At 29.1% G+C, this 13,779-nt stretch carries 13 protein-coding genes; 4 read left to right on the top strand and 9 right to left on the bottom strand.

The annotated features are described in order from the left end of the window. Nucleotides 1–17 precede the first annotated feature (17 nt). On the bottom strand, nucleotides 18–719 hold the full coding sequence (locus HGB55_RS11400; RefSeq protein ID WP_168817027.1) for a hypothetical protein: 702 nt from the start codon (nucleotides 717–719) through the stop codon (nucleotides 18–20). Nucleotides 720–830: 111 nt separating this feature from the next. On the opposite strand from HGB55_RS11400, the gene rlmB reads away from it, so the two are divergent. After that, nucleotides 831–1,574, top strand: coding sequence for a 23S rRNA (guanosine(2251)-2'-O)-methyltransferase RlmB (gene rlmB, locus HGB55_RS11405; protein WP_168817028.1), 744 nt, complete (start codon nucleotides 831–833; stop codon nucleotides 1,572–1,574). 77 nt (nucleotides 1,575–1,651) lie between these two features. Here rlmB and HGB55_RS11410 read toward each other — a convergent pair whose 3' ends face one another. Next, nucleotides 1,652–2,335, bottom strand: a complete 684-nt coding sequence (locus tag HGB55_RS11410; RefSeq protein WP_168817029.1) for a rhomboid family intramembrane serine protease — start codon at nucleotides 2,333–2,335, stop codon at nucleotides 1,652–1,654. A gap of 224 nt (nucleotides 2,336–2,559) precedes the next feature. On the opposite strand from HGB55_RS11410, the gene HGB55_RS11415 reads away from it, so the two are divergent. Further along, nucleotides 2,560–3,834 carry a replication-associated recombination protein A gene (locus HGB55_RS11415; RefSeq protein WP_168817030.1) on the top strand — a complete coding sequence of 425 codons (1,275 nt, stop codon included), beginning with the start codon at nucleotides 2,560–2,562 and terminating at the stop codon, nucleotides 3,832–3,834. Here the strand turns inward: HGB55_RS11415 and HGB55_RS11420 are convergent. The 6 genes from HGB55_RS11420 to radC are packed head-to-tail and all read right to left on the bottom strand — an operon-like array spanning nucleotide 3,831 to nucleotide 9,453. Further along, nucleotides 3,831–4,751: a hypothetical protein gene (locus tag HGB55_RS11420; RefSeq protein WP_168817031.1), complete on the bottom strand. Its 921-nt coding sequence runs from the start codon at nucleotides 4,749–4,751 to the stop codon at nucleotides 3,831–3,833. The two genes, HGB55_RS11415 and HGB55_RS11420, sit on opposite strands and share 4 nt — an antisense overlap. A gap of 18 nt (nucleotides 4,752–4,769) precedes the next feature. Continuing rightward, the gene (locus HGB55_RS11425) at nucleotides 4,770–6,146 is read right to left on the bottom strand and encodes a DUF5723 family protein (RefSeq protein WP_168817032.1); all 1,377 of its coding nucleotides are present in this window, start codon (nucleotides 6,144–6,146) and stop codon (nucleotides 4,770–4,772) included. Next, nucleotides 6,143–6,694, bottom strand: a complete 552-nt coding sequence (locus HGB55_RS11430; protein WP_168817033.1) for a hypothetical protein — start codon at nucleotides 6,692–6,694, stop codon at nucleotides 6,143–6,145. Before HGB55_RS11430 ends, HGB55_RS11425 begins: the two co-directional genes overlap by 4 nt. Before the next feature lie 33 nt (nucleotides 6,695–6,727). Further along, nucleotides 6,728–7,408 carry a YjjG family noncanonical pyrimidine nucleotidase gene (locus tag HGB55_RS11435; protein ID WP_168817034.1) on the bottom strand — a complete coding sequence of 227 codons (681 nt, stop codon included), beginning with the start codon at nucleotides 7,406–7,408 and terminating at the stop codon, nucleotides 6,728–6,730. Between the two features lie 29 nt (nucleotides 7,409–7,437). Continuing rightward, nucleotides 7,438–8,733, bottom strand: coding sequence for a polysaccharide deacetylase family protein (locus tag HGB55_RS11440; RefSeq protein ID WP_168817035.1), 1,296 nt, complete (start codon nucleotides 8,731–8,733; stop codon nucleotides 7,438–7,440). Between the two features lie 21 nt (nucleotides 8,734–8,754). Next, a complete protein-coding gene (gene radC, locus HGB55_RS11445; RefSeq protein ID WP_168817036.1) occupies nucleotides 8,755–9,453 on the bottom strand; it encodes a DNA repair protein RadC in 699 nt (232 codons plus the stop codon). A 55-nt stretch (nucleotides 9,454–9,508) separates the two neighbouring features. Here radC and trkA point away from each other — a divergent pair, with 55 nt between their 5' ends. Both trkA and HGB55_RS11455 read left to right on the top strand, forming a co-directional pair. Beyond that, the gene (gene trkA / locus HGB55_RS11450; RefSeq protein WP_168817037.1) at nucleotides 9,509–10,855 is read left to right on the top strand and encodes a Trk system potassium transporter TrkA; all 1,347 of its coding nucleotides are present in this window, start codon (nucleotides 9,509–9,511) and stop codon (nucleotides 10,853–10,855) included. Nucleotides 10,856–10,858: 3 nt separating this feature from the next. Further along, entirely contained in the window at nucleotides 10,859–12,358 is a 1,500-nt protein-coding gene (locus HGB55_RS11455; RefSeq protein ID WP_168817038.1) for a TrkH family potassium uptake protein, read from the top strand. Here the strand turns inward: HGB55_RS11455 and murC are convergent. Next, nucleotides 12,355–13,707 carry a UDP-N-acetylmuramate--L-alanine ligase gene (murC, locus tag HGB55_RS11460; protein ID WP_168817039.1) on the bottom strand — a complete coding sequence of 451 codons (1,353 nt, stop codon included), beginning with the start codon at nucleotides 13,705–13,707 and terminating at the stop codon, nucleotides 12,355–12,357. The genes HGB55_RS11455 and murC overlap by 4 nt on opposite strands. Nucleotides 13,708–13,779 lie beyond the last annotated feature (72 nt).

Here is a 13,779-nt window from a genome sequence, read left to right on the forward strand (position 1 = left end):
ATGGTTTTTTTATCATATCATAAAGAATAATAATAATTTATCAACTTCATCACGTCATTTTCTTTACTAAATTTTATTTTGTTAGCTTTAATATAAAAATCTATATCTTGCGAGTGGTTTGTTAAAATTGATTTAATATCTTTTTTCTTAAGCTTAACATTAACATATAACCCTTCATTATTTTTAATATAATACTCAACTATATCGCGATATTCCAAAGGATAATTATTTATAGTTTGTGTTCCTTTGCTTCTATTTGGGTCATATAAAACTTTACTATTCTTTTTTATAAAATAATTAGTATTTTCTTTATTAAATACTATTTCATAAAATCCTCCTTGGTCTTCATCTTTAAAATTTTCACTTGGAATTTTAACAAAATCATGCTTTATATTTTTTTTACCCTCAATAATAGAAAAACCGGTAAAAGATTTATCTTTAATTTCTATAACTTCACTAATGTTATTCATATTTTTAATTAAAACTCGATCTTTATATGTATCGTATTTTAAATAATCTTGCTTTGAAAAAACACTGTCGTTTAATACAAGTATTCCTTTATTCCATTCATCATAAATAAAATCTGTCCCTTTAATTTCTCTACTTTGACTAATCTCTAACCGCCCTCCTTTTTCTTTATTAAGACTCTCACTTACAGGGCTCTGCCCTAAAACACTTGTGAAACATAAAATAAAACTTAAATAAAATACATATTTCATAATAATAAATTTTTAACTTTTGAAAAAATATCAGCAAAAACTATACCTTAATTTAAATAAATAGAATATTTGTATTAGACTTTATTCCCACAATATAACTACATTTGCAAAATGGAAAACGAAATTTCAAAAATATTTGGTATTAGAGCTGTTATTGAAGCTATAAACTCAGAAAAAACCATAAGTAAGGTTTTTTTACAAAAAGGTTTAGGTGGTCATTTATTTTCTGAATTGAACACGCTTATAAAAAAGAATACTATAGCAACAAGTTATGTACCTGTTGAAAAATTAAACAGGCTCTCAAAAAATGGCAATCATCAAGGAGTTGTTGCAGAAATTTCGCCTATAAAATTTGCTGATTTAGATGAATTAATTTCTAAAACTTTAGAAACTACTTCTACTCCACTCTTTTTATTGTTAGACCAAATTTCCGATGTTCGGAATTTTGGTGCAATTATAAGAACTGCTGAATGTACCGGTGTAAATGGTATTATTATTCAAAAGCAAGGAAATGCTCCTGTAAGTTCTGACACCATAAAAACATCAGCAGGTGCTGCTTTTAAAGTTCCTATTTGTAAAGTAGATCATATTAAAGATGCTATTTTTCAATTTCAGGCGGCAGAAATACAATTAGTTGCTGCTACTGAAAAAACTGATAATTTAATTTACGACATTGACCTTACACAACCTACTGCTATTATTATGGGCTCGGAAGATAGAGGTATAAATCCATCTATTTTAAAAATTGTAGATAAAAAGGCTAAATTACCTTTACAAGGAGAAATAGAATCTTTAAATGTTTCTGTTGCTTGTGGTGCATTTTTATATGAAGCTACTAGACAAAGATTGGGTTAGTTATTAGTTGTTGGGTGTTGTCTATTCCCTATTTCCTATTCCCTATTCCCTATTTCCTATTCGCTTTTCACTATTAACTATTCGCTGTCAGCTTTTTGCTCCAGGATTTCTTCATCTTCAACGGGTGGAATAAAATTTCCGTTATCGTCAAATAGTTTTTCAAATTCTTCATTTTTAGTGAATGTAAAATTCTCCGGCTGAGGACCTAATCTTCTAAAAATAAAAGCAAATAACAATCCTACCAAAAAACCGGCTAAATGCCCTTCCCAAGAAATTCTTTCTTCAACCGGTAAAATATACCATACCATACCTCCATATAAAAACACAACTGCTAATGAAAGCGCTATTAAACGATAGTATTTTCTAAAAATTCCACTAAAAAAAATAAAACTCACCAATAAATAAATAACGCCACTTGCACCTATATGAAAGGATGGTCTACCTATAAGCCAAGTTAATAAACCTGTTAAAATTGTTCCTAGAATCAATACTTTATTAGCAATTTTATAATAGAAATAATACAAACACCATAACATTACAAATAAAGGTACTGAATTATTTAGCAAATGTTTAATATCGCTATGTATGAAAGGCGAAAACAAAATTCCTCTAAGTCCTTTTACCGTTTTTGGGTAAATTCCTAATGAATTAAAATTCAGTTTGAATTTTATCTCAATAACATAAATTATCCAAATTATAATTAAAGCTAAAACAGGTACATATAAAGCTTTAGAATTGTATTTAATTTGATTTTGTGGCATTGTATAAAAATATGAAATTTACTTTAATTTTAAGCGTTAGGGATAGAAGTGACATCCTTTTTTGGATTTCGACTCCGCTCAACCACCAAAAAAGATATAACGGATAGCCCGGCACAAATATAATGCAGTGCAACGCACAAAATATTAACTTTATTTAATGAAACTAGAAAATTAAACCTAAATATGTAACAATTATTTACCCAATTTATTAGTATTTTTACTTTATGAATGAACCTTTAGCAGAACGAATTAGGCCAAAAACGTTAGACGATTATATTAGCCAGCAACATTTGGTGGGTAAAAATGGTGCTTTAACTCAGCATATTAAAAAAGGACTTATACCTTCGCTTATTTTTGGGGGACCGCCGGGAATTGGAAAAACTACATTGGCTTATATTATTGCTAAGGAATCTGAAAGGCCTTTTTATACGCTTAGTGCTATTAGTTCGGGTGTTAAGGATGTTAGAGATGTTATTGAAAAAGCGAAACAAAGCGGTGGCTTGTTTACCACTAAAAACCCAATTTTATTTATTGATGAAATTCATAGATTTAGCAAATCTCAACAAGATTCACTTTTAGGAGCTGTTGAAAAAGGTTGGATTACTTTGATTGGTGCTACTACTGAAAATCCGAGTTTTGAGGTGATTCCGGCATTACTTTCGCGCTGTCAGGTGTATATTTTGAATTCTTTCAGTAAAAGTGATTTGGAAGAATTGCTACAACGTGCATTACAAAAAGATGAAGTGATTTCTAAAAAAGATATTACCCTAAAGGAAACAGAAGCTTTGTTACGTGTTTCGGGTGGTGATGCCAGAAAATTGTTGAATATTTTTGAATTGGTTGTAAATTCTGAAGAAGAGCCTATTATAGTTACTAACGAAATGGTGCTTGGTAAAATTCAAAAAAACACTGTTTTATACGATAAAGCAGGTGAACAACATTACGATATAATTTCGGCTTTTATAAAATCTATTAGAGGAAGTGATCCTAATGGAGCTGTTTATTGGCTTGCCAGAATGATTGAAGGTGGTGAAGATGCTAAATTTATTGCCAGAAGAATGCTTATTTTAGCTTCGGAAGATATTGGAAATGCAAATCCTACTGCGCTAATTTTAGCTAATAATACTTTTCAGGCGGTAAATATTATTGGTTTTCCTGAATCGCGCATCATTTTAAGTCAATGTGCTGTGTATTTGGCAAGTTCTCCAAAAAGTAATGCTTCTTATGAAGCCATAGGGAAAGCACAAGCTTTGGTAAACGAAACAGGTGATTTATCAGTTCCATTGCATTTACGTAATGCGCCTACCAAATTAATGAAAGAATTGGATTACGGCAAAGATTACAAATACGCTCACAGTTACGATGGTAATTTTGTTGAACAAGAATTTTTACCTGAAAAAATAAAGAATACTAAACTTTACGAACCGGGAAATAACGCTCGTGAAAATGCTATTCGTGATTTTTTAAAAAATCGTTGGAAAAACAAATATAAATATTAGTTTATTCGTTTGTATATAGCTACACCATTTTCAGAATCAACTTTTAAGCTACCTTCACTATCCATTTCAACTAATTGAGGTTGCTTAAATGCATTCCATTTAATAATATAAAAGTTAGGTTTAGATGTTTTATACAAGGTTGCAAATTCAAAGTTTTCTTCGCCACTTACAACAGAATAATGTTCTCCTTTTAATGTAATTTTTGAATTTCCCCATTTGCCAAAATTGTATGTTCCCTCAATAGCTTTTACAAAAGCACTTTTAGACATAGGTTTTACAATTTCAGGAACCACTACAGGTTTTTCTACTAAAGGAACTGTTACTTCTTCTATTCTATCTTCCCCCAATATTTTTTTAGGAGCTTCAGTAAGTTTGTTCTCCGCTTTTGCAGGTTCTACTGTTTTTGAAATTATTTCTCTTTTCTCCACTTCCGGAATAATAACACTCTCTGAACCATTATAAGCATATCCAAGTGCTTCAATATCTTCAAAAGTTTCTCTAATTACAGCATGATAAGCTTTTCTATACTCTTTTTCTTTCGTTTTTCTTTCATTGGTAGAAAAAACTTTGTTGTTGTAGCAATCTATCAAATCAATAGTAGCCTTAGTTGTAAATAAACTTGAGTTATTATTTACAACAGCTTTTAATGCTAAACAATTATTTTTTAATAGCTCTTCAGGATATGTTTCATTAGATAAAACTGCAGTAAAACCTGCTTTATTAAATAAAAATTTTGTTAACGAATTTATCTGATACTGATCTTCAGATTTTTGAAATTCGTACTGTATTGGTACAATTATATATTTATATGAGTTGATACTTTTTTGAGCAAACATTGCTGAATAACTTAATAGTAGAAATATAAAACTGAATTTAGATGCTTTATTCATAATTAAAAAACTTTGATTTTTCTTCATTTATTATTTGTAAATGTACTAATTTTTATTGTTAAAAATAAAATTAATCCCTAGTTGAAAATTTGCACTTTTAGCGTTATACACATTATTTAATTTCAATAAATTATCTGCTATAAAATAGGTATTAAAAGCTCCAAATTGTGTAGATAGCCCTACACCTAAATTTGAATACGAAAACGGATCTAAAGTATATGTAAATTTGGTATCTAAATGTTTAGTTACTCTTCGCTCATAAAATAACGTTGCTGCCAAATAAGAATGAACTGCACCAATTGTAGAATAAAGATGAAATCCTAATTTATTAGTATATAATTCGTTACTTGTTAAAAAACGACAATCGTCATAATACGGACGTCCAAAAGAATAACTCACTGCTCCGTTTAATTTTACGGGTCTGATAGAAATGTACTTTTTGTAAATTGTATCTAACACAATTTTTTCATCAAAATCATCTTTTAAATCTTTCCAATAATCTTCCGGATTATTCGGGTCAAAATATACCTGAATTCCTTCAATTTGATAATATCCATGTTTTATTTGATACGTTTCTACATCTTTTGTATTGTATATAAAACCAATATCTTGTATACTTCCGCTAACTGTCCATTGCTTTTTTAAATGATGTGTAAATCCTACATCTAAACCAAGTCCCAAATTACCTCCAAAAAATAATTTACTTTGAACGTACGATGGTGTTACATCATCATAATCATCTAAAAACATTCCGGATGTTTGCATTAAAAAATCTACATTTTCTAAATTGTGTTTGTAAATGTTATTAGTACCATATTCAGTATAAAATGTTCCTTTATTTTGTTTTGTTTTTCCGTTAAAAACACTTGAATAAATTTTAGCACGACCACCTATTTGCCATTTATCATTAATTTTTTTAGATAAACCAACATGTAAAACGCCCAACATCTCGGCTCTGGCAGTCATTTTTTTCATAGAGTAACGCCTCCCTATATTTGTATTTCCTTCGTAAAATAAATCGACCAAATCACGTGGAATTTTTGCTAAAAAATCTAACTCTTGATAATAACCAAAACTTAAATAATCATTATTTTTTAGACGATAGCCACCACTTAAAATTTCTAATTGTTGATTTACCATGGTAAATTCGGTTTTACCAAAACCATGTATGGCATCTCTAATTTTATCATTAATATCAACTCCATTGTCGGCAAAAATATCGTACGTAGAAAATCCTGTAAATCCTCCTTGTACTGAAATTTGTGATAAAATGGGAAAACCAATATGAAATTTATTGTCAACTTCGGCTCCTGGATTCATCATTAAAGTTTGAGGCAAACCAGCAAAATCGTATAACACTTGTTTATTTTGAGAATAGTTTATGGCATAAACAAGAAGTACTAATATTTGCAATTTCCTCATATCTTTCTAAAATTAAAAAACAGCTTTGCTGATGATTTTAAATTTAATGTTGATGTATCGGAATTTGAAATGACACTTCCGTCAGAACTTGGTAAAAGAGATAATATAAAACCAAAATATTCGGTATTGTAAATTACATCAATATCTGTTTCGGGTATTTCTATAATTGTTGTTAAAGTTGTTGTATTTGCCGGAATGTAAACATCTGGCTGTAAAGTATAAATTAGCGTATTGTTTTTATCAAAAAAAGCAATTTGTACTAAAAAATCTCTATCAAATGAATTTTCTGTAATAATGGTGAATTCAATTTTTTCCAAATAATCTTGTGATTCATCCGAAATTGGCGCATCAATGATGTCGCCTATACTTGTAATTTCATTATTAAATTCATCTAAAAAATTTGTGGCAGTTAGATTAAAATATACAAGCGTTGAAATATATTCCGTTTTAATACTGGCATCATCAATTTGATCAAAATCAACATCTTTGGTGCAACTTTTAATCAGAAAACTTATTAAAAATATTGATATATACTTTAAGTATCTCATAGTTTTTAAACATCTAAAAAACAATATTATTACTTATAAATATTTTTTTATTTGTTCTAAAGTTGTTACAGATTTTATATTTTCGGAAACAGGTTGTGAATAATAATTAAAATAAATTACATCAAAACCAACATTTTTAGCTCCCATAATGTCAGCTTCCCAGTTATCGCCAATCATTATAGATTCTTGTGAGGTTGCATTTGCAACTTTTAAGGCATAGTTAAAAATGATAGGATTTGGTTTTTTTACACCGGCATCTTCTGATGTAATAATTTTATCAAAATATTTATTCAATCCTGAATTTTCAATCTTTTTATACTGAACTTCATTAAAACCATTGGTAATTATATGAAGCTTATAATTTGTAGATAAATGTTCTAAAATTTGGTGAGTACCTTCAAAAAGTTCATTATTCTCCGGAAGAACTTCAATATAATCAACTGATAAATTATGAATTAAATCGTCAGAAACGTTATGTTTTATTTTATCAAAAGTATCTTTTAACCTTCCATATCTAAGATCGTTTTTTGAAATTTTCTCTTCTCGATATAATTTCCAATAATGCTGATTAATGTCTCTATAATAATTTAAAAACTTTTGCAAACTAACTTTTACTTTGTGTTTTTCAAAAATTACTTCAAAAGCTTTATCAGAATTTGTTTCAAAATCCCACAACGTATGATCTAAATCAAAAAAAATGTGCTTTATATTCATTCTATTAAAATTCTTTTTTTGGTGTTTTTTTATTTTGTTACCATTGTTTTATAAATGGAACTCCAACCTTTCCAGTAATTATTTTCACTTAACGTTTCATTATGAAATACCGACACAAATGTTCCGTTTACTTTTTTCACTTCTTGTTTTAATTTCAAAATTCTATGTAAACTCTCTTCATTAGAAAGTCCCATATGTTCTTTTAGAGTAAAATCTGTAAATGCAAATGGTATTATTTTTAAAGGTGTTTGAATTTCAAAATCCAAATCGTAAAAATAAAAAGGTGTACATGTGCTTGCTCTAAAACCTGCACACCTTACATAGCCCATAGTATAATCTTCTTCAAAATCCAAATCTATTAAATTTTGATAGGTTTCGGGAATGCTTAAACGTAAATAATACTGACGCGAAAAAATTACAGGAGTATTGATAATATTTTCTAACCTTAATTTTTCTTTTTTTAGCTTTTCTGCGTTTTTATATGAAAAATATGATGGCTGAAGTCCTATTTTTGCATAATCGGCTACCGATTTTATTAATGATCTGAACTTGTAGTTTGAAAACGAAATATTTTTATCGTATGTTGTAAAATCTCCAATGGAAAAGAAAAATAGTGTATTAATATTTAATTGATCTTTTATTTCTAAAATTTCTGAAAAAGTATTATACGGATCTTTCCTAAAATTAAAAATTGCCAATAAACGATTGTATAAATTTACAAATCTTAAATGAAAAAAATCATTAAAAAAACCACCAACTGTTCTAACAATTCCTTTGTGTTTGTATGTAAATGCTCTATTAACATTTATTGTTGATGTTAAATCGAATTCTCTTGTTTTAAAATAGTATTTAGGAAATTTTTCTTTTAATAACTCCAAAAATTTAAAAGCCCAAATATCAATTACAGGTTTTTCTAAAAAATTGTTTTTAAAAGCTATACTCTCTTCAGGAGGAAAGCATTCGTGTTCATTTTGTACATGTGGTAAATATTCTTCGTATCTGCTTATTAAATAAAAACTTGCAGCAAAAATATCATACGGAATATTTGATATTTCTCCCGACGGAAAAAAGCAAGGAACATCATCCCACATAGAAATATTTATATCAATATCATTTATTCCTTGTTCAAATAAAAGATCGTGACTTCTTATAAAAAACTCTGATCCTAATGCTGATTTTGAATAGGTAATTTTTGGACCATTATGTGCTACAAACTCATCAACTCTGGTAGTAAAAGTTACCGGTATTTGTAATATTCTGGTAAAAAAATGCTTAAAAATATAATTAAGCCTCGGCGTTATTTTATGTGTGTATATTAGTAGCATTAGTTTATACAATTATAGCTTCTATAATAAATTTTCATCGGCAAAGCTAAAGTACGCATTTTCAGTAATAATTAAATGATCCAGAACTTTTATATCGAGAGTTTCTCCTGCTAACTTCAATTTGTTTGTTATTGTTTTGTCGGCATTACTAGGGTTTAATTTTCCTGAAGGATGATTGTGACATAGTATAATTGCCGTTGCAAAAAGTTCAATTGCTTTTTTAAATACCAACCTAACATCAACCAAAGTTCCTGTTAATCCACCTTTGCTTAATTGTTCTTTAAATAAAACCTTATTAGAATTGTTTAAATAAACTATCCAAAATTCTTCATGCTGTAACTCACCAATTAATGGCTGCATAATTTCAAACACAGCTTTACTGCTTGTAATTTTTGGTAATTCTAAAGCTTGTTCTAATCTTCTTCTTCTGCCCAGTTCTAAAGCTGTTATAATTGAAATTGCCTTAGCTTCACCAATTCCTTTAAATTTTTGTAATTCTGAAACTGATAATTTACCCAGCTTATTTAAATTATTATCAATTGAAGCTAATATTCTTTTAGATAAATCAACCGCACTTTCATTTTTACTGCCTGATCCTATTAAAATTGCAATCAATTCGGCGTCCGATAAAGCTGTTTTTCCTTTTAAAAGTAATTTTTCTCTTGGTCTATCATCCTCAGCCCAGGATTTAATAGACATCCCTTTATTTTCATATATCATAACAAATTTTTTTTTCAAAAATAAGTAATATATCTTTGTACAAATATTTCTACCTATGAAAATAATTATTGCTGGTGCAGGAGATGTTGGTTTTCATTTAGCTAAACTGCTTTCTTTTGAATCTCAAGATATTTATTTAGTTGATCAGGATACTGAAAGACTTGATTATGCCAGTAACCATATAGATGTAATTACCCGAAAAGGTGATGCAACGTCAATTAAACTTTTAAAAGAGTTAAATATACAGGATGCTGATATTTTTTTAGCTGTTACAGAATCTCAAAATACTAATTTTACTATTGCTGTACTTGCTAAAAAATTAGGAGCAAAAAAAACTATTGCCAGAATATCGAGTCACGAATTTGTTCAAAGTACTGAAATTGATTTTCAAGAAATTGGTATTGACAGTATGATTTCTCCGGGTGAACTTGCTGCAGATGAAATTAAAATGTTGCTAAATCAATCTGCTTTTAATGATACCATCCAATTTGAAAACGGAACTTTAAATATTTTAGGCAGTACATTAGAATATAATTCCCCTTTAATTAACCTAACAGTTAAAGAAGCTCGGGAACGTTTTTCGGATGTTGAATTTATAACTATTGCCATTAAACCTGAAAATAGTGATGAAACAATTATTCCAAGAGGAAAAACAATTTATAGAGCTAATGATCAAATTTATTTTTCTACACCTAGAGAAAGTATCAAAAAACTTTACAAACTAATGGGTAAAACTCAGTTTGGAGTTAAAGATGTTATGATTTTAGGTGGAAGTAAAATTGGTGTAAAAGCTGCAAGAAATCTTTGTGATAACAAGTTTAAAATCAAGTTAATTGAAATAGATAAAGAAAGAGCAAAAGAAGTTGCTGAAAAAATACCTAACGCTCTTGTTATTAAAGGAGATGGTAGAAATGTTGAACTTTTAGAAGAAGAAAATATAGCAGGCATGGATGCCTTTGTTGCTGTTACAGGAAATTCTGAGACTAATATTATGTCGTGTTTAGTAGCAAAATCTAAAGGTGTTAAAAAAACAATTGCTTTGGTTGAAAATATGGATTATATAAATATTTCTCAAGCTATTGGAGTTGATACTTTAATCAATAAAAAACTATTGGCAGCCAGTGCTATTTTTAAACATGTTCGTAAAGGCGAAGTATTAAAACTTGCCAACTTGCATAATGTTGATGCCGAAGTTCTTGAATTTAGAGTAAAAGAGGGCTCTCCTGTAACTAAAAAAATTGTTAGAGATATTCAATTAACAAAAAAGGCTGTTTTTGGAGGAGTTATTAGAAATGGTGTAGCCCACATGACTTTTGGTGACTTTCAAATAATGGCCGGTGATAAAGCCGTTGTATTTTGCTTGCCTGAAGCTATTCATAAAGTTGAAAAATTATTTAACTAATTTATGAAACAGCTTAATTTTAAAATTATCGTAAGTTTTTTAGGCTTAACATCTATCTTAAATGGGTTATTCATGCTAATAGCAGTTCCTTTCAGCATGTACCATAACGAGCCGGAAAAATGGGGTATTTTAAAAGCTGGTATTACAACTATTATTATTGGTTTTTCACTTTGGTTTTTTAACAGAAATGCAAAAAAAAATATTGGAAAAAAAGAAGGTTATCTAATTGTAACTTTAGGGTGGCTTATGTTAACTTTAACCGGTACATTGCCTTACACTTTCACAGGAGCTATCCCAAGTTATACCGATGCTTTTTTTGAAACACTTTCAGGATACTCTACAACAGGGTCTTCTATATTAACTGATATTGAATCCATGCCAAAAGGAATTTTATTTTGGCGAAGCGCCACACATTGGATTGGTGGAATGGGTATTATAGTATTAACGGTTGCCATTTTACCACTTTTAGGCATTGGAGGTATGCAACTTTTTATGGCTGAAGCGCCCGGTCCTTCGGCTGATAAAATGCATCCTAGAATTACTGAAACAGCAAAAAGACTTTGGTTAATTTATTTTTCTTTGACCTTTACTGAATTTTTTCTACTCAAATTTGCAGGAATGTCATGGTTTGATGCTATAAATCATGCAATGGCTACAATGAGTACAGGAGGATTTTCAACCAAAAATGCAAGTATTGCTCATTGGAATGATACTCCATTTATACAATACATTATTACTGCTTTTATGTTTGTAGCTGGTACTAATTTCATTCTTACGTATTTTGCATTAAAAGGCAAAATATATAAAGTATTTAAAAGTGAAGAATTTAGATACTATTTTTTTGGTGTTATAGGGCTAACTATGTTAATGGCTGTTTTAATACTTCATTTTCAAGACCCAAATTTAGTTACAACCATACATCATCCAAAACCATGGGGAGAAACCGAAAGTGCTTTTAGGCATGCTGCATTTCAAATAACTTCAGTACTAACTACAACAGGTTTTGTTACTGCCGATTTTACTATGTGGAACTCATTTGCAACAATGATAATGTTTTCATTATTTTTTATTGGAGGTTCTGCAGGTTCAACTAGTGGCGGTATTAAAATTGTGAGACATATTGTTATGATTAAAAATAGCTTTTTAGAATTTAAAAAGTTATTACATCCAAATGCTATTATTCCTGTTCGCTATGATGGAGGAAGTGTTCCAAAAAATATTGTATATAATATACTTGCTTTCTTTATATTATACATGCTTATATTTATTGTGAGTTCTATTATTTTAACTTTTTTTGGATTAGATGTTGAATCGGCAATGGGAGCAGTTTCTTCTTCATTAGGAAATATCGGTCCCGCAATTGGTTCTGTTAGCCCTGTCAATAATTTTGCTCACCTATCAATACATGCAAAATGGTTTTGTGCATTTTTAATGTTAATTGGCAGATTAGAATTGTTTACTGTTCTCATTCTGTTTACTCCATTTTTTTGGAAGAAAAATTAAACTAACTCTTTAAATTTATTAAAATCCAAACCACCATAATTTCCTGAACTCATCAACAATAAAACAGTATTATCTAATTTTTGATTGAACAAAAATTGCTTAAACTTATCAGGATTTGTATAAACTATTAAATCATCACGCTTAAAAGCATTTTTAATTTGTTGTTCTGTAATTTTTTCAAGTCTTTTAATCTCCACAGCATCTGGTGAATAAAAAACAACAGCTACATCAGTATTATCTAAAGCTCCTTGATATTCTTTTAAAAAATCTGCATTTAAACTGCTATAAGTATGCAATTCTAAACAAGCCAACACATTTCTATCTTTATATTGATTTTTTACAGCATTAGTAGTAGCTGCAACTTTACTAGGTGAGTGCGCAAAATCTTTAAAAACAACTGTTGATATATTTTCGGCTATTTTTTCTAAACGTTTACTTGCTCCTTTGAATGCAGAAATTGCTTCAAAAAATTCATCTTCATCAACCCCCATATGTTGGCAAATCCACTTTGCTCCTGCTAAATTTTGTAAGTTATGTTTTCCAAAAATTTCTAAAGGCATATCTCCAAAGCTAGTTTCAATAAAAGTTGTGCCGTCAATTATTTTATAGTTTGGAGCTTTATATGGGTATTTTTTAATTGGATTGTTAGCTTTTTCAACAATATTTTTTACCGTAATATCCTCTTCATTATAAACTAAAATGCCGCCATTTGTTATCGATTCAATAAAAATTGAAAACTGCTCCACATAATTTTCAAAGGTTGGAAAAACATTGATATGATCCCAAGCAATACCACTTAATAAAGCAATATTAGGTTTATATAAGTGAAATTTAGGTCGTAAATCAATAGGACTCGACAAATATTCATCTCCTTCCAACACAATAAACTCATTTTCTTCAGTTAAATGTACCATAGTATCAAAACCTTCCAATTGTGCTCCAACCATATAATCTACATTAATCCCATGATAATTTAAAACATGTAAAATCATAGATGTAATAGTTGTTTTACCATGAGAACCACCAATTACAACACGTGTTTTGTTTTTAGATTGTTCATATAAAAACTCTGGGTAAGAATAAATTTTCAATCCTAATTCTTGAGCTCTTAATAATTCAGGGTTATCAGCTTTTGCATGCATTCCTAAAACAACAGCATCAATATTAGAGGTAATATTTTCAGCAAACCAACCAAACTCATTAGGTAATAAACCTTTAGCTTTAAGTCTGGATTTTGAAGGTTCAAAAATTGCATCATCACTACCTGTAACAATATATCCCTTCTCGTGTAGTGCTAAAGCTAAATTATGCATAGCACTTCCTCCAATTGCTATAAAATGTATATTCATTCTTAACCAAATTTTAATAAATTCAAATGTAATTAAACTTTTAAAAAGAACTAAATTGTATTCATTTCTTTT

This window comes from Lutibacter sp. B1, assembly GCF_012524075.1.
Taxonomy (GTDB): Bacteria; Bacteroidota; Bacteroidia; order Flavobacteriales; family Flavobacteriaceae; genus Lutibacter.